The sequence below is a fragment of the Nitrospira sp. Nam74 genome (genome assembly GCF_965152615.1).
On sequence record NZ_OZ224220.1, the window covers coordinates 798,468 to 823,024 of the forward strand.

18 protein-coding genes are annotated in these 24,557 nt (G+C 58.2%); 17 read left to right on the top strand and 1 reads right to left on the bottom strand.

The window, feature by feature from the left end:
• The first annotated feature begins 21 nt into the window (after window positions 1-21).
• The 15 genes from sbnA (at window position 22) to ACWHYZ_RS04000 (ending at window position 21,436) form a co-directional block, all read left to right on the top strand.
• Entirely contained in the window at window positions 22-1,008 is a 987-nt protein-coding gene (sbnA, locus tag ACWHYZ_RS03930; RefSeq protein ID WP_447985987.1) for a 2,3-diaminopropionate biosynthesis protein SbnA, read from the top strand.
• A gap of 30 nt (window positions 1,009-1,038) precedes the next feature.
• Window positions 1,039-2,115: a 2,3-diaminopropionate biosynthesis protein SbnB gene (sbnB, locus tag ACWHYZ_RS03935; protein ID WP_447985988.1), complete on the top strand. Its 1,077-nt coding sequence runs from the start codon at window positions 1,039-1,041 to the stop codon at window positions 2,113-2,115.
• Window positions 2,087-3,301 carry an MFS transporter gene (locus ACWHYZ_RS03940; RefSeq protein WP_447985989.1) on the top strand — a complete coding sequence of 405 codons (1,215 nt, stop codon included), beginning with the start codon at window positions 2,087-2,089 and terminating at the stop codon, window positions 3,299-3,301. The genes sbnB and ACWHYZ_RS03940 overlap by 29 nt, the downstream gene beginning before the upstream one ends.
• Window positions 3,302-3,325: 24 nt before the next feature.
• Window positions 3,326-5,158, top strand: coding sequence for an IucA/IucC family protein (locus tag ACWHYZ_RS03945; RefSeq protein ID WP_447985990.1), 1,833 nt, complete (start codon window positions 3,326-3,328; stop codon window positions 5,156-5,158).
• On the top strand, window positions 5,146-6,288 hold the full coding sequence (locus ACWHYZ_RS03950; protein WP_447985991.1) for an IucA/IucC family protein: 1,143 nt from the start codon (window positions 5,146-5,148) through the stop codon (window positions 6,286-6,288). The genes ACWHYZ_RS03945 and ACWHYZ_RS03950 overlap by 13 nt, the downstream gene beginning before the upstream one ends.
• Complete coding sequence (locus tag ACWHYZ_RS03955; protein ID WP_447985992.1) at window positions 6,285-7,043, top strand: IucA/IucC family C-terminal-domain containing protein; 759 nt, start codon at window positions 6,285-6,287, stop codon at window positions 7,041-7,043. Before ACWHYZ_RS03950 ends, ACWHYZ_RS03955 begins: the two co-directional genes overlap by 4 nt.
• A gap of 5 nt (window positions 7,044-7,048) precedes the next feature.
• A complete protein-coding gene (locus ACWHYZ_RS03960; RefSeq protein WP_447985993.1) occupies window positions 7,049-8,869 on the top strand; it encodes an IucA/IucC family protein in 1,821 nt (606 codons plus the stop codon).
• A gap of 14 nt (window positions 8,870-8,883) precedes the next feature.
• Window positions 8,884-9,672, top strand: a complete 789-nt coding sequence (locus ACWHYZ_RS03965) for an HpcH/HpaI aldolase family protein (RefSeq protein ID WP_447985994.1) — start codon at window positions 8,884-8,886, stop codon at window positions 9,670-9,672.
• Window positions 9,669-10,925 (top strand): type III PLP-dependent enzyme, encoded by a 1,257-nt coding sequence (locus ACWHYZ_RS03970; RefSeq protein WP_447985995.1) that lies wholly within the window; start codon window positions 9,669-9,671, stop codon window positions 10,923-10,925. Before ACWHYZ_RS03965 ends, ACWHYZ_RS03970 begins: the two co-directional genes overlap by 4 nt.
• Window positions 10,922-11,974: a PepSY-associated TM helix domain-containing protein gene (locus ACWHYZ_RS03975; protein ID WP_447985996.1), complete on the top strand. Its 1,053-nt coding sequence runs from the start codon at window positions 10,922-10,924 to the stop codon at window positions 11,972-11,974. Before ACWHYZ_RS03970 ends, ACWHYZ_RS03975 begins: the two co-directional genes overlap by 4 nt.
• A gap of 10 nt (window positions 11,975-11,984) precedes the next feature.
• On the top strand, window positions 11,985-12,749 hold the full coding sequence (locus ACWHYZ_RS03980; RefSeq protein WP_447985997.1) for a ZIP family metal transporter: 765 nt from the start codon (window positions 11,985-11,987) through the stop codon (window positions 12,747-12,749).
• Between the two features lie 615 nt (window positions 12,750-13,364).
• Entirely contained in the window at window positions 13,365-14,627 is a 1,263-nt protein-coding gene (locus ACWHYZ_RS03985; RefSeq protein WP_447985998.1) for a sensor histidine kinase, read from the top strand.
• Window positions 14,628-14,667: 40 nt separating this feature from the next.
• Entirely contained in the window at window positions 14,668-16,104 is a 1,437-nt protein-coding gene (locus tag ACWHYZ_RS03990; protein WP_447985999.1) for a sigma-54-dependent transcriptional regulator, read from the top strand.
• Between the two features lie 488 nt (window positions 16,105-16,592).
• Window positions 16,593-20,030, top strand: a complete 3,438-nt coding sequence (locus ACWHYZ_RS03995) for a molybdopterin-dependent oxidoreductase (RefSeq protein WP_447986000.1) — start codon at window positions 16,593-16,595, stop codon at window positions 20,028-20,030.
• A 116-nt stretch (window positions 20,031-20,146) separates the two neighbouring features.
• Window positions 20,147-21,436, top strand: a complete 1,290-nt coding sequence (locus ACWHYZ_RS04000; RefSeq protein WP_447984456.1) for a 4Fe-4S dicluster domain-containing protein — start codon at window positions 20,147-20,149, stop codon at window positions 21,434-21,436.
• A gap of 156 nt (window positions 21,437-21,592) precedes the next feature.
• Here ACWHYZ_RS04000 and rnk read toward each other — a convergent pair whose 3' ends face one another.
• Complete coding sequence (gene rnk, locus ACWHYZ_RS04005) at window positions 21,593-22,006, bottom strand: nucleoside diphosphate kinase regulator (RefSeq protein WP_447986001.1); 414 nt, start codon at window positions 22,004-22,006, stop codon at window positions 21,593-21,595.
• A 428-nt stretch (window positions 22,007-22,434) separates the two neighbouring features.
• Here rnk and ACWHYZ_RS04010 point away from each other — a divergent pair, with 428 nt between their 5' ends.
• Entirely contained in the window at window positions 22,435-23,118 is a 684-nt protein-coding gene (locus ACWHYZ_RS04010; RefSeq protein WP_447986002.1) for a response regulator, read from the top strand.
• A complete protein-coding gene (locus tag ACWHYZ_RS04015; protein ID WP_447986003.1) occupies window positions 23,115-24,542 on the top strand; it encodes a sensor histidine kinase in 1,428 nt (475 codons plus the stop codon). Before ACWHYZ_RS04010 ends, ACWHYZ_RS04015 begins: the two co-directional genes overlap by 4 nt.
• Window positions 24,543-24,557 lie beyond the last annotated feature (15 nt).

Sequence of the window (24,557 nt, forward strand, 5' to 3'; positions counted from 1 at the left end):
AACAAGAAAAGGAGACGAACCATGGTGCATGACTCGGTGGTGAGTTGTATCGGCGGGACCCCGGTCGTACGGCTGAGCCGGTTGTTTCCGGTGGAGCGGCTTTCCGTGCTGGCGAAACTGGAACTGTGCAATCCGGGCGGCAGCGTGAAAGACCGGCCGGCTCGATACATCGTGGAGGCGGGTCTCCGCGATGGCACGATCACGTCCGAGACGCATCTGATCGAAAGCAGTTCAGGGAATCTCGGGATTGCCCTGGCCATGGTCGCACGGGTGTATGGCTTGCGGTTCACGTGCGTGGTCGACCCGAAAATCGCCTCGGCAAATCTCGCCATTCTGCGCCGCCTCGGTGCGACCATCGACATGGTCCAGGACCACGACGACCAAGGCGGATACCTGAAGACTCGCATCCGCCGCGTGCATGAATTGATCAATCGCGTCCCTGGCAGTCTGTGGGTCAATCAGTATGCCAACCGGAAAAACTGGCAAGCCCATTTCCATGGGACCGCAGGGGAAATCTTGACGGACGTTGGCGAACATCTCGACGCCCTGATCGTGGGGGTTAGCACGTCGGGCACCATTATGGGATTGTCCCGCCGCCTACGCCAGGCGTTTCCCAAATTGCGCGTGATCGGCGTCGATGCTGTCGGCTCAGTCATCTTTGGAGCGCCGGCCGGGCCGAGACACCTTCCGGGGATCGGGGCAAGCCGTACCCCGGAACTGCTGTCGCTTGAAGAGATTGATGACGTCGTCCATGTCAGCGACCTGGAATCCGTGCAAGGTTGTCGAGATCTGGCTCTCAAGGAAGGCATCTTTGCCGGAGGCTCCTCCGGAGCCGTGGTGATGGGCATCCGAAAGATGGCCTGGTCATTTCCTCCAGGCTCGACGGTCCTCACGCTACTCCCGGACCGAGGCGACCGGTACCTGGATCTTGTCTATAACGACGACTGGGTGGCGGCTCTTCCTCAAGGACGGAACGCCGTGTCGTCAGCAGCCATTGCCGGGGTGTGATTGAAGAACAACGCTACTGAGGAGGTGACCATGGATCAACGACGACTGGTGGAGACCCCCACACTTCTGTATCTGAGCAGGGCCGATCTCATACGTGTCGGCGGTGACACGCCATCCGTATATATGAACGCCGTGCGCCAGGCGCTATGCTTGCACGCAGTGGGGGACACCGTCCAACCACTCAAGCCATACCTGCGGTGGGGCGACAGTCATATTGCCGACCGCCTAATTGCCATGCCGGCCTATGTTGGCGGGGCTGATGCCACGGCGGGGCTGAAGTGGATCGGGAGCAATCATGCGAACCCCAGTCGCCGCGGCTTGGAGCGGGCGAGCGCGCTCATCATCCTCAATGACCCCGTTACCAATTACCCCATCGCCTTGCTCGAGGGGTCGCTGATCAGCGGCATGCGGACGGCGGCGGTGACGGCGCTAGGCGTTCAGCATCTCGCCCGCCGAGGCTTTCATTCCGTGGCCTGCATTGGGTGCGGCCCGATTGCGCAGTTCCAGTTGCGCACGCTGCTGGACCGCTTCTCGTCGATTCGGACAGTGCATCTGTTTGACGTACGAGAGGAGGCATCCCATCGCTTGGCGGACTACCTGCAGGGTCAATGTCGAGCGTGCGATGTCCGCGTAGCGGCTTCCGCGGAAGAGGCCGTCCGAGCCGGTGAAGTCGTCGTGACCTGTACCGTGACTGATCGTCCCTATCTACGCTACGAATGGCTCCAGCGCGGTGCGTTTTTGAGCAATGTTTCCATTATGGATGTCGAGAAGGATGTCTTTCTGAACGTGGACAAAGTCGTTGTCGATGACTGGGATCAGTGCAATCGAGACAAAAAGATCATCAATCAGCTCGTGCTCGAGGGACGTTTCTCCAGGGAGCGACTGCATGCCGAATTGGGGGACATCCTGATCGGCCGCAAGCCGGGACGAGAGTCGGATGATGAGACGATCGTCTTGAACCCGATGGGCCTCGCGATCGAGGACATCACAAGCGCCGTCGCTTTGTATCAGCGAGCGCTTGATCAGGGCATCGGCGTCCGGTTGCCGTTGTACGAGGCGACGGAGTCTTTACGATGGGATGCGCCCGCCGCCGTCCTTGAATCGTAGTTACGTCCTTTTATGCCTTGGCCGATTTCTGACGACGGTGGGACTGACGGTGCTCGTCCCGTTCTTGCCGGTGTACCTGGCGGACGTCGACCGGGGCGATATGGGATCGGTCACGTTGTGGGCGGGGTGGTGCATCGCCGCGCCAGCGGTTATGCACCTGTGGACCGCCCCCATGTGGGGCCGGTGCAGCGATCAATGGAGCCGAAAATGGATGGTCATTCGTGCCTTGATGGGGATTGCGTTCAGTCTGGTCTTGATGGGACTGGCACAGCACGCGTGGCAACTCTTGTGTTGCCGGCTGTTGCAAGGGGCGTGTGGCGGGGTGGAAGAAGCGGCTGCTGCTTACGTCGGCTCTGATCCGGAGGAGCATCGTCAGTCCCGGCAATTAGGGGGACTGTACAGCGCCATGGCGGGGGGCGCCCTGCTCGGACCGCTGCTCGGTGCCTGGGCGATTGTGGCCGTGGGATTTCGCCCGGTCCTCATTATGCTGGGAGCTCTGATTGCCGTGCTGGCCGTTGTGATGATGATCATGCTGCCGGAGGCTCGGTCCCGTGGTCCGAGCGTGTACCAGGGCGCTTCGCTCTGGCGGACAAGCCTGCTCTTGCTGAATCATCGCCGTCGCGGGACTGTCCTCGTGTCCGTGTTATGCGGGCAACTAGCGCTCTTTGGAATGGTAACAGTGTTTGCGTCCCATCTGGAGCAGCTTCTCCAAGACGTCTCGAGCATTCCGATGTGGATCGGGGCGCTCCAAGCGACGCTTTGGGGAGCCGCCATGATAGGCGGGCGTTGCTGGAGCCGATGGAACGAGAGACAGCCGGCAGAAGTCTCTCTGCTCTACGCCATGGTAGGAGCGGGTGCAGCGCTGCTCGTCCAGGCCGTCCTCGAAGAGGGCGTCTGGCTTTTCCCGGCACGGCTCGTACAGGGATTCTGCGTGGGCGCGCTGATACCTTCTCTCCAACTCGTCGTGCTGGAAGAAGCCGGAGGGCGGGATCAAGGGGCATGGATGGGAATGACCGCAAGCACGATTGTTCTTGGCCAGATACTCGGCTCGGTGGTGGCCGGTGTGGCGGCGGGAATTATGTGCCCTAGAGCAATCGTTGCGCTCATGGGGTGCGTGTCTCTCATCGGGGCAGCGGTGCTGGCGTTCTCCCCGTGCATGTGGTGGGCCAAAAAGGCAAGTGCATGAAGCCTATACCGACAGACAGGAGTGATGATGAAAATGATTGATGGTGAAGTCCCTTCGCCTGTGGTACGTGACCTGTCCGTTGTCCGCGCCGAGCGGGCGGCGATCGAACGGCTGCTCAATACGTATCTTCGGGAAACAGGACAGTACGATGTGCTATGCCCCGATACGGTCGAGATACCGCCCAAGGTGGCTCCTGTGGGAGCCAGTCTATTCCGAGTGGTGTTGCCCCGGACACATCAAATACTGTGGGGCACCTTCACGGCCGCCTCTCCTTCCGGGCATCATCGATACGGTGAACTATTCTATCTCCACCAGCAGACCACACCGCCGCAGTTCATCTCCGTCAGTTCGTGGAAGGAGATCGCCGGTTTCATTCTTGAAGAATTGGGAGAAGGCCACCCCGATCCCATAGCCGGCGAAGAACAAGCTTGGGCGCTGTTCGGGCGTCTGGAAAACTCGGTCGACAAAACGATTTGTTATGTCGAACACCACATGGAAAGCCATCGCTCCTTTCTTTCCTTCCATGGACCACGAAAATTTCAGCTCGCCGAGCAATCGCTTATCTTCGGACATCCACTGCATCCCACCCCAAAAAGCTCTGAGGGCTTCTCGTTGGATGATGTCTCACGATATGCCCCTGAACTCGGTGCCGAGTTCACCTTGCGCTATTTTGCCGTTGCTGAAGATCTCTGTGTCGAATCTCCGGCGTTGGAAGATCACCAATTCTTTACAACCGGTGTCCTTGCGGCCGCGGCGCGCAGACTAGGCCCGCGCCGGAATCGCTATCGGCTCATTCCTTGCCATCCGTGGCAAGCCGATCATCTCCATCAGTGGCCGGAGGTCCAGGCGTTGCTTCGGACAGAACAGCTCGTTGATCTTGGCAGGCAAGGCGACCCTGTATTTCCCACCTCATCGGTCCGAACAGTCTGGGATCCGAGGCACCCGTATGGGTTTAAGTTGCCGCTCAATGTACGCATCACCAACTTTGTTCGCACGAATCCACTCGAACACCTCCAGCGTGCGGTCGACGCCGGGCGTATCCTCGGCGCCTTACGCAGCAGCGGTAGATGTGCAGACATCGCCATTCTGCTGGAGTTGGGCTATCGGACCCTCAACCCCCCGGGCTTGGGAGAGGACGAGCGGTCGCGTTTTGCCGAAAGCTGGGGTGTGCTGCTTCGCGAAAATCCCTTTATCGATGAATTGAAAGACTGTCCCGTCGTCGTCGCCGCTCTGGTCGAGTGCGATCCCGAACGTGAACGACCTCGATTAGGAGGCATCATAGACGATCTGCAGGCACGTGAAGCAGGCTCGGACATTCCGTTCCTCTGGACTCGTCGATATGTGGACACCGTCATTATGCCGCTCCTGAAACTGTTTCTAAAGCATGGAGTCAGCCTCGAAGCTCATGTCCAAAATACCTTGCTGCTGCTTCGTGGCGGCTGGCCGGAGCGCGTCTATATCCGTGACCTGGAAGGGGTGGGCATCGGCCGTTCACGCGCCGCTGAGCAACGGTGGTTCGAAGGGTATTTGGCCGAGACAAGCCCAGCCGTGATGAGTGATGACGAAGCCTGGAAGCGCCTCAAGTACTACGTCTTCGTCAATCATCTGGGCCACATGCTCCATTCTCTCGCGTGGTGCACCGACCGGTCTGAGATGGAACTGTGGCGGATCGTTGCCGACACATTGGCGGCGTCACCGGAGCGCAGTCGCTACCCCGATGAGTTCGATGATCTGTTGAACGGGGATACGCTTCCAGCCAAGGCGAATCTCACCAGTTGCTTTCTGGGAAGAGGTGAAAAGCCGTTGTATGTCGCAGTCCCGAACCTTATCCGCGAGGCCCGGCGATGCTCGGCATAAGGATCGATACAGCAGCCGAGGCCAAACCGCGGCAGATGGATTCACAAGCCGAAGCTGAAGCGTCGGTGCTGGTTGACCTGGTCAATGCCTTGCTGAGTGAAGATCTGTTCAACCTGGCCACGCGACTCACCACGCACTCTTCAGTGAAGTCGCACAATGGAAAGGACGCCTGCGAGCCGGGTCTTGGAGAAACCTTTGCCGCGGTCCACGCTGCTCGAAGCGCATGGACGCTCGTCTTCCCGGCGACATCATGGTCGGGTGGCAGATGTCGTATGAGCCGTGCGCCTCTCTTCTGTTTTGAGCAGCCAGAGAGTTCGCTTCCGCGGTCGATTGGTCCTCTCGAATTAATGCAACTGTTGATACAGGACATGGCCGAGAGTGAACGAACGGGACTTCGGGGCCTGCCGGCATTCCTCAAGGATCTCCGTCTGGCGTTGCGCCATGCGAGTCTCGCACTCGATGCGGCGCCAAGCGTTGTGCGGACCTTTCGCAGCATCATGGGTCCACACCTCAGGGATTGGGAACGACTGGCTGCTCTTCGCGATCGGCCTTTCCATCCCACTGCACGGGCTCGCCGAGGCTGGGACGATGAAGCGTATCAGCGCTATAGCCCCGAATACGGAAGAACGGTCACTCTGGAATGGGTGGCGTTGCACAACGAATGGGTTCAGCAGAGTCAACAGGTAGGGCTTACCACCCCGGCCGCTCTCTTGCTGTCGCAAGCCGACCAACTCCATCTCAACCATATCCTTGCTGCGCATCGCTTGGAAAGCCATATCCCCATTCCGGTCCATCCCTGGCAAGCGGCCCATGGTCTTCGGCGATTCTTTGCGAAGGAAATCAGAGCCGGCATCGTGAGGGTGCTAGATGCCCCACTCGGTGACTTCGTCCCGACGTCTTCCATCAGGACGCTGGCCCCCCTTGCTGGGAACGGCTATCACGTCAAATTGCCGCTGGCGATCGGATCGTTGGGCGCACTCCGGATCTTGCCACCGCACTATCTTCACAATGGCGAACAGGCACAGTCGTATTTGGAAACGATTCTGGAGCGTGACCCTCGTCTCTCGGAACGGCTCATGTTGTGCAACGAACGGCGATGGTGTCGTATCTGCCGCCGGGCAGAGGATTGACAGACTCTGACGCCGGCCATCTCGGGTGCCTCATTCGGGGCTATCCGATTATCCCGGCTCGTCATGCCACCGTGCTGCCGCTTTCGGCCCTGACCGTTCAAACCCAGGACCATGAGGTACCTGCGCTTGTTCGCTTGATTGGCCCAGGGTGCTCACTGCACCGGGTCTTGCAGTTTTTCGCTGATCTCGTGACGGTCGTGAGCGAGGTCGCCTTTATGTGTTTGGAGTATGGCGTCATGCCGGAGTTGCACGGCCAAAATGTGCTGCTCGTACATGAACCGGGATGCCGTCTCAGGCTCCTCTTGCGAGATCACGATACGCTTCGGATGTATCCACAAGCCGTGGAGCGGACCGGCCTGCCGGCACCGACGTATCTGCTTCGTCCCGGTCACAATACGCTCATCAACAGCAGCCGTGAAGAACTCCTGTCATACTTTCAAACTCTCGCGGTCGAAGTCATGCTGGCCTCCATTGGGAAGACGCTCGCACAGGCGTGCCACGCCAAAGAACACGTGTTCTGGCGCATCCTCCGTGAGGGGATTGAACGGGCCCATGCGTCATTGGCTCTCTCATGCGAACTCCGGGAACTGCTGCGCACCCATGTGCTGGAGTCCGAGACATGGCCAAGCAAGTTGATCCTTTCGCCGTTATTCCAACACCCGGCCTGCGAGGGACCTGGAATGCCGAGCGCTCAAGGGGTCACTGCTAACCCGCTTCGAGACGTCAATAGTCGCAAAAGAAAGGCGAGAAGGTGAGGGCTATGCGAGCTGATACCACGGCAATGATGTGGGCCGGTGCGGCGGTCATGCACGACGCGCTGCCATCAGAGGTGTATATCGATGTTCGGCGTCGAGTGTTTCGCCAGCTCATTGAGTCGTTGCTCTACGAGGGACTCTTGACCGTTCCGATGCCATCCCCTAGAACCTTCGGTCCTGTTGTTATCGAAGGGCGTGACGATCGCAATGAGCCCGTCACCTATGAACTCTCCGCGAAGCGCCGGTTCAGCTTCAACCGCATGTGCCTCGGTGCAGACCCGGTCATCCGGCGAGACAGACGTGCAGCAGCCGAGGCCGAGTCTGTCACACAATTCTTGAAAGAGGTTCAACAGGCGCTTGGCGCCGACCCGCAGCGGCTCATTACCTTCGCGCATGAACTGGAACAAACCGTGCTGAAAGATGCCCTGGCACAGAGCCATCGCCGGCAGCTCGTGGGATCGCTTCACGATTCAGATTATAACGAATTGGAGGCCTTGGTCATGGATGGCCACCTCTATCATCCTTCCTACAAGTCTCGAATCGGGTTCGACTGTTGCGACCATGCCGACTATGGGCCGGAGTTCAGACCGGCATTGGACCCGATGTGGCTTGCGGTGGATCGCCGATATGCCCGTATGGCGGTATCGCAACGCCTTGAGGTCAACTCGTTCATCAAGGATGAGCTTGGAGCGGCCTACCCGCGGTTTGTCGCGGGTCTTCCGAAGGGCAGCCACTTCCCGAGTGACTATCTCTTCATCCCGGTTCACCCGTGGCAATGGCGCGAACGGGTGCTACCTCTCTTTCATGATGACTTCATGGGAGGACGCGTTATTGCCGTCGGATCGTCCGGCGAGTGCTTCCAGCCGCAACAATCACTGCGGACGCTCTCGAATCGTTCGGCGCCGGACAAGTGCGCGCTGAAATTGCCGCTCAGCATCCTCAATACTTCCACGCTGAGGATTTTGGCGCCGCACACCGTTGTCAATGCGCCGCTGATCACCGACTGGCTGCAGGGTCTTCATGCCGAAGACGATTTCTTCAACCGGTCTGCACCGTGCGGCCTCTTAGGTGAAGTCCTAGGCATGGCCTATGAGGGACCGCCACAACGGCGCGATGAACTGGCCTATGGAATCCTGGGTTGCATCTGGAGAGAGAGCGTGAGCCGGTATGTCGTCCCGCCACAGCGGGCGATTCCATTCACGGCACTGTGCACGCTCGATCTCAACGGCGAACCGTTCATTCAGCCGTGGCTGTCGAGATGCGGCGTGGAGCGATGGGTGCAGGAACTCCTCCGTGTCGCCATTATGCCGGCCATTCATTTTTTGTATGCGCACGGCATCGCGCTGGAAGCGCACGCGCAGAACATGATTCTGATCCATGAACACGGCCACCCCGTCAAGGTCGTCTTTCGCGATTTCCATGACGGCGTGCGCTTCTGCTCGCGACTGCTCGCGCAACCGGAGAGGCGTCCCGCACTCTGCCCGACGCCGCCTCATCACGCATGCGTGAATCGAAACTCGTATATCGAGACGGACTCCGCCGAGGAGGTTCGAGATTTTCTGGCCGATTCGCTTTTTTTCATAAACCTATCGCAGCTCGCCCTCTTCTTGGCCGATCGCTGCGGCTATCCCGAGGAGCAGTTTTGGAATGTGGCGCGTGGAGTGATTCGGGAATATCACGCGCGCGTCGGCCCGCAGAGCGGCCGGTTGGAGGAGTTTAATCTACTCGCTCCGATGCTGTCCGTCGAGCAGTTGACCGCCAGGCGCTTGCTTCCTGAGACCGTGGCCAGAGTGCATGCGGTTGTGAACCCCCTGTGCCTAGAGTAACGCCGGAGTTGATCGTGGCTGCTGGTTCGCTCAAGCGTGCAATTCGCAACAGACAACCGCTGCTCGGACTGTTCTGTTCGACTCCGTCGCCGATCGCAGTGGAGCTGATCGCGCACGCTGGGTTTGATTTCGCGGTGATCGACACTGAGCACAGTCTGCTCAATCCGGAAACGCTAGAGCATATGGTCAGGGCCGCCCATGCGGCTTCTCTTTCCGTACTCGTCCGTGTAGAGGGTGTGTCTCCTGCTGCTATCGGCCGTGTGCTCGATGCGGGCGCGTCCGGCATTCTTGTCCCGAGGGTTCGAGGGGTAGGCGAGACTCGCACGGTGGTGAGGGCTGCTTTGTATGCACCGCAAGGTGAGCGTGGTTTAAATGCGGGACGGTCGGCTTCCTTTGGAGCGACCTCGCTGACCAAGTATGTGGAGAGGGCCAACGATGAGACGGTGGTCGGCGTCATGATCGAGGATCAAGAAGGTCTGGCCAATGTGGACGAGGTCCTCGCAGTGTCCGGTTTAGATTTTGTCATGGAAGGTGCGGCGGATTTGTCGCAGTCGCTTGGCGTGTCGTGGCAGACGCGCCATCCCGTTGTAGTCCAAGCCGTCACCTCACTGCAGGCCACGGCTGCAACACGACACGTCCCGTTTTGCGCGGTGCCCCGCGTGCTGGAGGATTTCGCGAAGTGGTGGGACCTCGGCGTGCGACTCTTTGTGTTGGGCGATGAGCGCGGCGTGGCGCTGAGAGCGTTGCAGGCCCATGTCCAGCGCTTCCGTGCCGCGATCCCATCCACAGAGATCTGCCGATGAATCTGCCGCCACGAATTGAACAAGCGGTCCGGCAGGCGATGGCCGCTCAGGATGGCCCGATGTGCGCCTATATCTATGATCTCTGTGCTCTGCGTGCCCATGCTCGGCGGCTGGTGACCACGCTCCCCGAACACTTCCGCCTGTTTTATGCGATTAAAGCGAATTCCGATCCATCGATTCTTCGTGCGTTGTCGGGACTGGTAAGCGGATTCGAGGTTGCTTCCATCGGTGCGAAACGTGCCCGAGAGGCGAAGCCAAGCCTACCCATTATGTTCGGAGGGCCCGGCAAAACGGACGATGAACTCGCCGAAGCGATCCGGCTTGGGATCCAGACGCTCCATGTCGAAAGTCTGCACGAGCTTCGCCGGGCTCAGCACATTGCCGGTGGTTTGGATAAGCAGGTGCCGGTGCTCTTGCGAGTCAATATACGAGGCGCGTTGCCCGCCAGCACGCTTCGCATGGGCGGGAGCGCCACCCAATTCGGATTCGATGAGGCCGATGTGCCGCACGCCATCGCATTGGCTCAAGCCTCTTCGCACAGTGTTCTACGGGGGTTCCATTTTCACTCCGTCTCAAATAACTTGGATGCCGCCGCTCACGTGGAGTTGGTACGCAACTATCTGCGGAGAACAAAGCATTGGGCGCGCGTCTTCGGATTGACGGTGGACTATGTCAATGCCGGGGGCGGAATCGGAGTCAATTACGCTTCGCTCGAGCAGCAATTTGATTGGCTGGCCTTCGTTCAAGGGCTCAAAGAGGTAGTGGAGGGAAATCGGTTTCTCAAGGACGTCTCGATTCTGTTCGAGTGCGGGCGCTATCTGACCGCCTTTTGTGGCTACTATGCCGCCGAAGTGCTGGACCTCAAACGGAACCACGGAAAAGCATTCGTCATTGTCCGCGGCGGCACACACCATTGCCGGCTTCCGGCCTCCTGGCAACATTCCCAGCCTTTCACCATACTCCCGGTCGACTCATGGTCCTATCCGTTTCCCCGACCGGAAATACGTGGCGAGGCCATTACCATCGCCGGTCAGCTGTGTACGCCTAAAGATGTCCTTGCCCGCGACTGCCCTATTGACCGTGTCCGGGTGGGCGACGTCATCGTCTTTCATCTTGTGGGCGCCTATGGCTGGTCGATCTCGCATCACGACTTTTTAAGTCATCCGCATCCAGCGCGTCTGTATCTCGACGATGCGGAGATCGAGATGGTGAAGGTCGGTGTGTCCAGCACGATGGACGGACGATCGTCGTGACCTCCGCGACGCGGCATCTGTCCAAGACCCATACGATACTCGGTATCGTTCTGATGGCGCCGCTCATCGTCACGACGATAACGGGAATTCTGTTGGGTTGGTACGATCAGTTGCGCTATGCCACCGAGCCATACGGCCTATCTTCTCCGTCAGACGCGCGTCTCTCACCGACGGCACTCGTCACAGCGATCCAAGACCGGTACCCCAATCATCGACTGGAAACCCTGTTCATGGCGATCGAGTCGTCCCGAACAGTGCGTGCCAAGCTGGGATCTCCGTCGCCTCTGACCGTGTTCCTCCATCCGTCAAGTGGCGACGTCTTGGGCACCCGGACGCCCGCGGAGCGCGATTGGGTGGATCTCCTGTACGATTTGCATCCAGGGAAAACCATCGGCGTAGCGGGCCAAGTGACAACCGCGGTGACGGCGTTCGGTCTCGCCGTGTTGTGGGGTCTCGGGATAGCCATGTGGTATGGCCGGCGAGGCAATGCGCTCAGAACAGGTCCTGCGTTGTCATGGCGTGCGACCGCCTTTCATCGGTGGGCCGGGTTCTGGCTCGGCCTGCCATTTATCGTCCTCACCGGGCTCGGCGCAACACTGAACTTCGCCGGGTCGCTCATCGCCACCTTTGATCCGCCTCCGAAGGTCGTTCCGACGGGATCACGGCCAAGCCTGTTGGGTCTGGCTTCGATCGCCGAAACACAGGCTCCGTTGTATCGGCCGGCATCATTGGAACGCATCATCTTTCCTAAACACGAGACCGATTCGGTTCAGTTGCGATATGCCGACGGTGGATGGGTGTTCCTCGATGGGTATCGAGGACGTGTTCTCGACATTAAGGGACCACTCGCTCACTGGACCCGGAGCTTGTATCCCTTGCATAGCGGGCGTTTTTTCGGTTTTGCCGGCCCCTGGCTGGTGGCATGCCTAGGGCTCGTACTTTTGGCGGCCGTGACAACAGGCATCATATTTTCTTGGCGCCTTCGCTCCAGCTTCCGCGGGAGAAACCGCGTGAGGAATTGCCTACACTTACTCAACATTCTTCGATGAGATCGTCGCCATGATTGAATCTACATCCGTCCAATTACTCGGCATCGCGGTCATTGCTGCCATTCTTCCTGTCTACGTGGGGATTTTCCTCGCGACCCTCGTTCGAAAGGTGTTGCCGCCGGACTGGGAGCGTCTTTTGCTCGGGGTCTCTACGGGAGTGGTCGTCTATCTGTTTTTTGATCTCATGCATGAAGCCACCGAACTGACCGGTGCACGGGACGTTCATTCCTGGCTGGTCTTTCTCTTGACCTTTCTCATCGGCTTTCTAGGGCTCGTCTGGTGTGAGCAGGCACCGCGTCATCGGCTTGTGCAACCGTCGACGGTCTTTCTTCCGTATATGGTTGCGTTGGGAATGGGGTTACATAATCTTGGGGAAGGCCTGGCGCTCGGTGCAAGCTATGCCGCGGGGCAGTGGCATCTCAGTGCCTTACTGATTGCCGGGTTTGCACTGCATAACGCCACGGAAGGGGTTGGAGTCGTCAGCGCGGCCGGCAGGACTCCCTTGGAGTGGAAAGACCTGCTTCGACTGGGCGCGATCGCCGGCCTGCCGACAGCAGTGGGCACGATGCTGGGAGGAATCGACCTCTCTCCGTATTTTACGTTGGCGTGTTATTCGCTGGCGGCAGGAGCACTGTTGTATGTAACTTTTGCGCTCGTCGCCATTGGGTTTACGATGGCTCGACGCATGCAAATGGCGGCCGGTGTCTTCGGCGGCATCTGCCTGATGTTTGTCACGGCGATGCTCTTGACGCTTTGGACCGGGTTCAGCAGCTGACTGCCATACATGCCGTGGTAGATCACCTCATCTCAAACTCATAATGAATCGGAATGTGAATCACCGCGTCGGGCTGGCATAGTGGCGGGTCTGACCGAGCGGCGATGCTGGTTTCAACATGTTGACGGCATCCCGATCAAACACCGCATGTCCTGAGCTTTGCGCGATTTGCAATGGACACTGACCGTCGTCTCGGATAACCGCGAAGGATAACTGGCCTTCCCATCGATTCATTGTCGACCTGTGACGCAGCCGCCGCTCGGTAACAACGGAATGCATGGCGACGGTATCGTTTCTTCACGACAGGAGCGTGATAGAATCTACAGCCATCATGGAATACACAATGTGAACCCGAATGTAAGGTTGCTCAGGAGTCTGCCGGTTATTGTGCTTGGGCGAGGTAGAACCTGGCGGCTCTGTTGTACGCCTGTCTATCTGTGTTTTAATTTCTTGCTTTATGCTTCATCCCTGGTATACGAGAAAAACCCCTCGGGCGGTTGCCGCTAATAGGGGACCAATCGGCGGCGGTAGCCTGTCGCGGCTCTGCGGGGATGGGGACGACATCAGTTAATCAGGTCAGTGGTGCCAAGAATGATTAATCGCACTAGGAATGAGATGTCTGACGCCGACGCGCTCAGTGGTGTTGGTCACGAAATCCTCGGCATGAGTGCTGATGGCTTAGAGGATGTATTGCGCGGTATTACCAACCGCGCGGTGGAGTTACTGCAGGTCGGCATATCGCTCGTCATGCTGAAGAACGATCAGATGGGGTGTTGGATCATCGAGGCGGCGTCCGGAGAATGGCACGAACGTCTCAACAAATCCGTGATGCTCTGGCAGGAGTTTCCGTTATCGGCCCAGGCCTATGAAACCAAGCAACCCGTTATTGGGGAAGACTTGAGCCTTGATGATGGTCCGGAGATCAGGAGGCGAAATCAATTTGGCCGCAGCATGCTCTCTATTCCTTTGCTCTCACAAGGGGTCGCATTCGGCGTGATCGTGCTCATGCACCAGCGAAGAGTGCCTCGAGAAGATTGGAATCTCCCGCTGGCCAACGCGTTGGCGAATTTGGCGGCTCTTGCAATCGTCAATGCGAGGCTGTATCAGAGCACCACATCTGAACAGGATCGAGACCTGCGGTCTCGTATTCGGGAGTTGCAGCACCTGGCAGAAAATCTAGCCCATGATGTGAAAGCTCCTGGAGAACGGATTCAAGGGTTGGCCTCTCTCCTCAGAGCGGATCCTGGCAGTCAATTGAGTGAGGAAGGCATCCACTGGTTGGCACTCATTGAGGTCTATGGAAACGAACTCAGAAAACGGGCCCAACATATTCTTGCCCTGGCGCGGATTGGCTCCGCGTCCATGGCGGTGGAGGCGGTCGATCCAGCCGTCATTATCAGAGATGTCGTGAGGCTGCGAAGTCATGAGCTTGAGCAAAGCGCGGGGCACGTTGAAGTTCAGGAGAACCTCCCGCTTGTCGCATGCCACGAAGCGTATCTTCGCCAGATTTTTGACAATGTCATCTCGAATGCGATCAAGTTTTCACGCATCAATCAGGCACCTCTGATTCGCATCTCATGGGAACGAAAGAAAGAACAGATCTATTTTAAGGTGTCTGACAATGGTCCCGGCATTCCTCCGGAAGACCATGAACGTGTCTTTACCCCGTTTGTACGGCTGAATCCGGATGCAACAGCGGGCAACGGAATCGGTCTCCCCATTGTTCGTCGGATTGTTGAACTCTATGGCGGACGCGTCTGGGTCGACTCACACGTGCGCAGTGGGTGTGCCATCATTTTTACCATGCCGGCATTGGCCGACTTGAGCCGAGAGACACTCGACGGAGAGCCGCTTAAATGGACCTATGGGAGCCTATGAACATGTTCATGTTTCAGTCGACTGTGCGTAAGGTGCCGGTATGACCAGGACCGCGGCACAAGAAGTGCCGTTTACTCTTTTGATCGTCGAAGACGATGCCGGAGATGCTGAAATCATGCTGAAGGCCGTAGAGCAGGCTGACCTACGAGCCATTGGCGGTGATATTTGGATTGAAATCAGGGCCACCGCGGAAGGCGCGTTGCAATTGCTCGCTGAACGGCCTGTCGATCTCGTGCTGTCCGATATGGTGCTGCCGGGTATGAGCGGGTTGGATCTGGTCACGAAAATACAAGAGATCGATCGGAACCTTCCTGTGTTGATCGTGACAAGGGTCGGTGATGTGCCGCGAGCCGTGGAAGCCATGCGTCGTGGAGCATTTGATTATCTGCTAAAGCCGGTGAACCCGTTGGATCTCGGCATGCGGCTCCATCGAGCTGTACGTATCTCGGAGATCGTCCGTCGCGCAGTGTCCTATCAGCGTTTATTTGAGCAAGGTATGACGACCGGGACGATGGTCGGGACGAGTAGTGTCTTTCAGGAGCTCATGCAACGTGTCCGCCTCGCGGCGGAAGCTCGATCAACTATATTGATCCTTGGTGAAACCGGGACCGGCAAGGGGATGATCGCAAGGTTGATTCATGAACAGAGCCGTGAGCGCGACAAACTGTACCAAGTGATCGACTGTACGACTGTGCCTGAAAACATGGTGGAGAGCGAACTGTTTGGCCATGTGCGAGGGGCGTTCACCGGTGCGGTATTGGACAAGCCGGGCTTGATTGAACTTGCCAATGGAGGAACGGCCTTTTTTGATGAAATCGGTGAGTTGCCGCTTCCCATGCAAGCGAAACTTCTCCGCGTCTTGGAAGATAACGAGATCCGTCCGGTCGGAGGAACCCGGACCAAGCGGGTGAACTTGCGAGTCATCGCGGCCACGAATCAAAATCTCGAGGAGAAGGTTCGCAAGGGAACGTTTCGTCAAGACCTTTACTATCGCCTTGCCGCCGTTGAGATTAAGGTTCCGCCGTTACGCGAACGCCGCGACGACATCCCCGTTCTGGCTCGCCATCTCCTTCAGCGGCTGGAATCTGAAATGCGAAGGCGGGGATGCCGGTTCGATCCAACTGCCCTCTCTGAGTTAGTGGCCTATGATTGGCCAGGGAATGTACGAGAATTGCGCAACATCATCGAACGTGCGGTGATGCTGGCCAAGACAGAATGCATCAGCGGAAGCGACATTAAGGCCTTGCTCCCAGTGCGCAAGGGGCCGAGTTCGCCCATCGAGGTGTCGGGGTCTGCGGAAGAGCCCTATATCGAAGCCAAGAAAAAAATCGTCGCTGATTTTACGAGTGCCTACCTCAAACTGAAACTCGCCATGTCGAATGGATTAATGACGCAAGCAGCGGAGAGCAGTGGGATCAATCTCCAATACTTCTCGCTGCTGAAAAAACGCTATCTCCCGCAGGAAAAGAAGCTTTAAGAGCGCCTGGTATTTTGGGTAACATCAGGTCCACCGGCGTAACACGGGTATGGCATCATCGACGATAAGCTTTTCCCGCCGTTACCACCTCGAAACGTTTTAGCCGGCTTTCCCTTATGCGAAGGTGTTTTGACCTGCCTTGAAGAGTGCATTCGCCATACAGCTATAGCCCTCATATTTTTGTATAAGCTGTAAGTAGTTGAAAGATAATGACGGGATGACAATCAATGTAGACGTTTATACTCTTTTATAAGAAATCTTCTCACTCCCAACCGACGCTCCCCATCGTTTATCGCTGCTACGCGCAGCGTAATTTATTTTTCAATCAGTTATGAGCTGACTGCCTTGACCGTCTCTGGCAGTGCCCAGTGGCAGCGGTTTTGCTGGATAACAGCGACGCGGTTTGAACTTTTGAATCAGAAAGGAGGGGATAGGCCAATACGTGCAGGGTTAACAGTGACAGCGACACTTTCTTAAGGAGGTATTAGATGTTTTTGTCACGACGGCAATTTTTAAAGGTCTCGGCGGGGACGGTGGCGGCGGCCGCCATTGCCGATAAGGCACTGGCGCTGACGGCGTTGCAACCGGTCATCGAGGTGGGCAACCCCCTCGGCGAGTACCCGGACCGCTCCTGGGAGCGGGTGTATCACGACCAGTACCGGTACGATTCGTCGTTTACCTGGTGCTGCTCCCCCAACGACACGCACGGTTGCCGGATTCGCGCCTTTGTGCGCAACGGCGTGGTCATGCGGGTCGAGCAGAATTACGATCACCAGACGTACGAAGATCTCTACGGCAACCGCGGCACGTTTGCGCATAATCCGCGGATGTGCTTGAAGGGCTATACCTTCCATCGGCGCGTGTACGGCCCATATCGGCTCAAGGGCCCGTTGATGCGGCGGGGCTGGAAGGAGTGGATGGACGCGGGCTCGCCGGAGCTGACGCCGGAAATGAAGCGCAAATATAAGTTCGATGCGCGGTTCTTGGACGACATGGTGCGGGTCTCCTGGGATACCGCGTTTACCTATGTGGCCAAGGCGGCGATTCTGATTGCGACCAAGTATAGCGGCGAAGCCGGCGCGCGGCGATTGCGCGAGCAGGGCTATCCGCCGGAGATGATCGAGATGATGAAGGGCGCGGGGGTGCGCTGCTTCAAGCACCGCGCGGGCATGCCGGTGCTCGGCATCGTCGGCAAGATGATGAATACGCGCTTTAACGGCGGCGTGTTGCCCCTATTGGATACGTGGATTCGCAAAGTGTCGCCGGACCAGGCGCAGGGGGGTCGCTATTGGACCAACTACACCTGGCACGGCGACCAAGACCCGTCGCAGCCCTTCTGGAACGGCACCCAGAATTGCGACGTGGACCTCTCCGACATGCGCTTCAGCAAGCTGAATACGAGCTGGGGCAAGAACTTCGTCGAGAACAAGATGCCGGAAGCGCACTGGAAGTTGGAGTGTATTGAACGGGGCGCTCGGATCGTCGTGATCACCCCCGAGTACAATCCCACCGCTTCCCGCGCGGACTACTGGATTCCGGTGCGGCCGGAGTCGGATTGCTCCTTGTTCTTGGGCGTGGTGAAGATCATCATTGACGAGAACATGCAGGATACCGATTACATCAAGGGCTATACCGACATGCCCATCCTGATCCGGACGGATACGTTGCAGTATCTGGATCCGCGGGATGTGGTCAAGGATTATGCCTTCCCGGACTTCTCGAAGTCCTATTCGGGGATGGTGCAGTCGCTCAAGCCGGAGCAGGTGCAACGGCTCGGCGGCATGATGGTCTGGGACCTGGCGAAGAACCAGGCGGTGCCGCTGCACCGCGAGCAGGTCGGCTGGCACTATCAACAGAGCGGCATCGATGCGGCCCTCACGGGAACCTATCGCGTGAAGCTGCTCAATGGCCGCGAAGTCGACGTGGCGCCGATCTATCAGTTGTACCAGGTGCACTTGCAGGACTATGACCTGGATACGGTGCATCAGATCAACCGGTCACCGAAGGACCTCATCGTCCGGTGGGCACGGGATAACGGCACGATCAAGCCGATGGCGATTCACAACGGCGAAGGCGTGTGCCACTACTTCCATATGACCGAGAACGGACGCGGCGCGGCGCTGATCTGCACCGTGACCGGCAATATCGGCAAGTTCGGCACGGGCTGCCATACCTGGTCTGGCAACTACAAGGCCGGCGGGTGGACGGCGACGCCGTGGTCGGGGGCGGGACTCGCGGTGCATACCGGCGAAGATCCGTTCAATCTGACCCTGGATGCCAAGGCGCATGGGAAGGAAGTCAAGACCAAGTCCTACTACTATGGGGAGGACGTGGGCTTCTGGAACCATGGCGATACGGCCCTGATCGTGAACACGCCCAAGTATGGCCGCAAGGTCTTCACGGGCAAGACGCACATGCCGACGCCCAGCAAGTTCCGCTGGGTGACCAACGTGAACGTGCTCAATAACTCCAAGCACCACTACGACATGGTCAAGAACGTCGATCCCAATATCGAATGCCTGATCACGCAGGATATTGAGATGACCTCGGACGTGAACCATGCGGACGTGGCCTTTGCCTGCAACAGCTGGATGGAATTTACCTATCCGGAAATGACCATGACGGTCTCCAATCCGTGGGTGCAGATCTGGAAGGGCGGCATCCGGCCGTTGTACGACACGCGCAACGATGCGGACACCTTTGCCGGCGTGGCGGCGAAGTTGACCGAAATCACCGGGGATGCGCGCATGAAGGGCGTGTTCCACTTCGTGTATCAGAACCGGGTGGACGTCTATCCGCAGCGCATGTTGGATGCCTCCAGCACCTATTACGGCTACAACGTCGATACGATGTTGAAGTCGGAGAAGGGCTGGATGGTCATGGTGCGCACGTACCCGCGGCACCCGCTGTGGGAAGAGACGAACGAGAGCAAGCCGCAGTGGACGCGGTCGGGCCGCATCGAGACCTACCGGATCGAGCCGGAGGCCATCGAATACGGCGAGAACTTTATCGTCCATCGCGAAGGGACGGAGGCAACCCCGTACCTGCCCAACGCGATCTTCACGACGAATCCGTACGTCCGGCCGGACGACTACGGCATTCCGATCACCGCGCAGCACCATGACGACAAGCACGTGCGGAACTTGAAGCTGCCGTGGCAGGAGATCAAGCGGCAGAGCAATCCGCTCTGGGAGAAGGGCTACCAGTTCTACTGCGTGACGCCCAAGACCCGGCATCGGGTGCACAGCCAGTGGTCGGTGAACGACTGGGTGCAGATTTATGAGAGCAACTTTGGCGATCCGTACCGGATGGACAAGCGGACGCCGGGCGTCGGCGAACACCAGTTGCACATCAACCCGCAGGCGGCCAAAGACCGCGGCATCAACGACGGCGACTACGTCTATGTGGACGGCAACCCGGTGGACCGGCCGTATCGCGGCTGGAAGCCGTCGGATCCGTACTACAAGGTGGCGCGGTTGATGATCCGGGCCAAGTACAACCCGTCGTATCCGTACCACGTGACGATGGCCAAGCACGCCCCGTACGTGTCGACGGCGAAGTCGGTCAAAGGGCACGAGACGCGGCCGGACGGACGCGCGATTGCCGTGGATACCGGGTATCAGTCGAACTTCCGGTATGGCGCCCAGCAGTCGTTTACGCGCAACTGGCTGATGCCGATGCACCAGATGGACTCGCTGCCGGGCAAGCACGCGGTGGCGTGGAAGTTCAAGTGGGGCTTCCAGATCGATCACCACGGGGTCAACACCGTGCCGAAAGAATGTCTCATCCGCATCACGAAGGCGGAAGACGGCGGCATCGGGGCGCGTGGTCCATGGGAGCCGGTGCGGACCGGGTTTACCCCAGGCCAGGAGAACGAGTTCATGATCAAGTGGCTCCGGGGTGAACATATTAAGATCAAGGTCTGAGATCTAGTGCCGAGCGCCGAGTGCTGAGTCCTGAGCGAAAACTCGGGACTCAGCGCCCAGGCCTTGACTTAGCACAGAGGACTCAGAACTCAGCACTGAAGAAACGGAGGAATGCAATGCCGGAAGTATATAACTGGCAACTGGGACGTAAGATGCTCTATCCCTATGAGGAGCGGCATCCCAAGTGGCAGTTCGCCTTCGTGTTTAACATCAATCGGTGTCTGGCGTGCCAGACCTGCTCGATGGCGGACAAGTCCACGTGGCTGTTTTCCAAGGGACAGGAGTACATGTGGTGGAACAACGTGGAGACCAAGCCCTACGGCGGGTACCCCCAGTTCTACGACGTGAAGATCACGCAGTTGATCGAGCAAGTGAACCCAGGCGGACAGGTGTGGAACGTGCGGGTGGGCCGCAAGCACCATGCGCCGTACGGGGTGTTCGAAGGGATGACCATTTTCGACGCCGGGGCCAAGATCGGTCAGGCGGCGATCGGCTACATTCCGACGGACCAAGAGTGGCGGTTCGTGAACATCTACGAGGATACGGCCACGTCGATGCGGGCCCTCGTCGAAGGCATCGACAAGACCGGCTTCTCGCGGGATGAACCGTGGAAGCTGCAGGGCAGCAGTCTGCCGGAGCATGAAACGTTCTTCTTCTATCTCCAGCGGATCTGTAACCACTGCACGTATCCGGGGTGTCTGGCAGCGTGTCCCCGCAAGGCCATCTACAAGCGGCCGGAGGACGGGATCGTGCTGATCGACCAGAACCGGTGCCGCGGGTACAAGAAGTGTGTGGAGCAGTGTCCGTTTAAGAAGCCGATGTACCGGGGCACCACGCGGGTGAGCGAGAAGTGCATTGCCTGCTATCCCCGGATCGAAGGGAAGGATCCGCTGACGGGCGGCGAGCCGATGGAAACGCGCTGCATGAGCGCCTGCGTGGGGAAGATCCGCATGCAGAGCCTGGTGCGGATCGGTGAAGACGGCCTATGGGCGGAGGATCGCTGGCATCCCCTGTACTTCACCATTCGGGTGGAGCAGGTGGCCCTGCCGTTGTATCCGCAGTGGGGCACCGAGCCCAACGGCTTCTACATTCCGCCGCGACACAGCCCGCGGGGGTATGCGCGGCAGATGTTCGGGCCGGGCGTGGACAACGCCATCGAGAAGTATCTGGTGCCGAGCCGGGAGCTGTTGGCGGTGCTGCAGCTGTGGCGCGCCAGCCAGCAGATCGTCTTCCGGTACGACGTCATTCCGGGGCCGAAGGTGTTTGAGACCCAGATCCACGGGAAGCGGTTTGAGATGTACAACGATACCGTGCTGGGGTTCAACAAGTCGGGCAAGGAAGTGGCGCGCATCCAGGTCGAAGAGCCGATCTACATTCGGCCGGCCGAACGCGTGACCTGGCTGTAGGTTCAAGCCGAGTTCGATGAGACGCCGTTAATGGGCGTCCGAAGGAGGGGCAGGCGAACAAGCCTGCCCCTCCTTTTTTGCCGGCGACTTTCCGCAACCGCGTCGGTTCGCGCCGTCAGAAGATGGCTTTCGTCAACAATCGATTCGTAAAGGCTGTTACAAATGGTAGTGACCGGCGGCTTCCGGTTGATACAGAATCTCATCAATCCTGAGTTGTTTGAATCCTGCAGGCACTTTCCACTCGATGATGTCCCCGACTCGGTATCCCAGCATGGCCGTCCCGATGGGCGCTAGGACCGAAATCTTGTTCAGTTCAATATCGGCGTCGCTAGGGAATACCAAGGCGCACAGCCTCTCCTCTCCGGTATCCACATCACGTAACCGTACCCGCGAATTCATGGTGACCACATCCTGCGGAATGGCAGTGGTCTCCACCACGTGAGCTCGGTCTAACTCTTCCTGCAACCGCTGAAGATGGTCATCATCCTTGCCCTTAAAGGTGATGCCGACCTGTACCAGTTCCATGAGCCGTTTCAAATCGAATTCAGTAATGTAAATATCGCGATCCATCTCACATTCTCCTTGTCCACCAGTGGAAGGCGCCTGTGCCGCGAGCGACACCCACTGTATCGCCACCTTCATAGTACCCTATTTCCTGCAGGAGGACTTCGATCATGAAGACTTCTTCACGGTCCGTTCATCATTTATTCATCGCGTCTCGTTACGATGTAGTTAGGGAGAACAGAAGCCATGGAGACGGTGGCCGTATTCATCGCTGAGACCGGCAACGCTTTCCTCCTGTAATGATCGGGAAATCAGGGGACAGGGGCCCAGCGCAAGGAAGGCTGGTCGTGACGATAAGGAAAATTGGCGTCTGGTATCCCGACCCATAGCGTTCCAGGCAATAGACTCGTTTTTGCCGCTGTAATAAGATGATATCGATTGATCCGTTCTCAATGGATACATACTCCGCTTCATGAGCAAAATTCGAAACGTACATGCGAATTCTTCTGATTGAAGACGATGCCGACCTGGCGCAGTTCATCCGCAAGGGGCTCAAGGAAGAGCGCTACGCCGTGGACGTGGCGGAGGATGGAGAGCGCGGCCTGGAACTCGGCACGCACAATCCTTACGATCTCTTCATCCTCGACATTATGTTGCCCAAGCTGGATGGCCTTGGCCTGTGCCGTGATCTTCGCGCCCACGGGATCGTGTCCCCGGTTCTGCTTTTGACGGCACGCAATACGGTCCAAGACAAGGTTTCAGGGCTCGATACCGGCGCCGATGATTATCTGACAAAGCCCTTCGCATTTGCCGAACTCCTGGCCCGTGCGCGCGCCCTCTTACGGCGCGGCGCGCCGCAGCAACTCGCTCGCTTGAAGGCGGCTGATTTAGAGTTGGATCCCGCTGCACGGCGTGTCTGGCGGGCGGGGAAGGAAATCCCCTTGACCAACAAAGAATACGCACTCCTGGACTTCCTCTTGCGAAACAAGAATCGAGTGCTTACACGCACGGCTATCATCGACCATGTGTGGGACATCAGCTATGACCCGCTCACGAATATCGTGGATGCCCATATCAGGGCCCTGCGCGCCAAGATTGACCGTCAGTTCGGCACGGAACTTATCGTGACCGTCCGCGGTGCCGGGTACATGCTCGAAGATCCTGAAGCGATGCGATGAAATCGCTCGATGGCCTGATTCGTCACTCGACACTGGGCCTAGTCGCGCTGCTACTCCTTGCTTTTTCCTTATTAGTGTATCTCGGTGGCGAGACGTTGTTGCACCGCTATGTGGATGGCCGACTCTTTGACCTGGCAGCAAGACTCGCACAACTCATTGAGCAGCGCCGTGATCTTCTTGTCAAGAGTGGAGAAGACCTGGTTCCACTCGGCGAGAGTGGCAGCACGGAAGAAGAGCGTCATGGCTTGCGTGAGGTGGCCCATTCCGTCCTGATCTTCTCTGCGGACGGCAAGCTGGTATTGAAGGGGTCCGATGTAGGGCTGCGTCCACCGCTTACTGAAGGGCTGATGGAGCGAGTCCGGCCGGGAGAGCCGTTGTTCGAAACCATCCGGCTCCCAGATGGCACGAATGTCCGTCGTGTGTCGATTCCGATTCTCCGTGAGGGTGCGCTTCGGTATATTTTGCAGGCCGAGGAGTCGCTCTTGTTTGTCGAGAAGACCCTCACAGGTCTGATGCTCCTCCTTGCCGTTGGATCGGGAGCGGTCGTGGTTATGGCCTGGTTGGGCAGTGGGTGGCTTGCCCGAAAAATCCTGCTCCCTATACACGCCCTCAGCGCAAGCGCGGAAACGATGTCCGGGTCGGATCTAGGAACTCGCCTCATGCTGGACTCCCCCTTCGGCGAGTTTCGCCGCCTTACGCAGGCGTTCAACGCCATGATGGATCGGTTTCAGCGGGCCTGTGAAAGTCAGCGGCGCTTCGTTGACTATGCCGCCCACGAAATGCAGACGCCTTTAACGATCCTCGAGGGCAATCTTGAGGTCACGCTTCAGAGGGCCAGGACTCCCGAAGAATACCGTGATGCTTTACTGGGTAACCTGGAGCAGGTGGAGCGGCTCATTACGCTGACCCGTTCACTCTTGATGCTCACGAAGCTCGCAGGAGATCGACCCGCAGTGCACCTTGAACCTCTGTCCCTGGATCCCTTGATCCGTCATCTCGTGAGTGAACTGATGATCCTGGCCGATGACCATCGGATTACCTTGACCCATGATCTACACCCGGTGCCGAGTGTTCCTGCAGATGCCGGGTGGCTCAATCAAGCGCTGATCAATCTTCTGGACAATGCGCTTCGGTACACATCGGCCGGTGGCGCAGTAACCGTTCGATTGCGCGTCGCGGGTGATCATGTGACCATTGCCATTGAGGATACGGGTCAGGGCATTGAAGCGGTGCACATACCCCGTCTCTTCGAGCGGTTTTATCGGACAGACCATGCGAGAGCCCGAGACTCCGGCGGTACGGGGCTCGGGCTTTCGATTGTGAAGGAAATCGTCGAAGCTCACAACGGGTTCGTGACGGTAGACAGCCAAGTGGGAAAGGGGTCGACCTTCACGATTTGGTTGCCACTCCCCGCCACCGTATAATCTCACTCCTCTTCA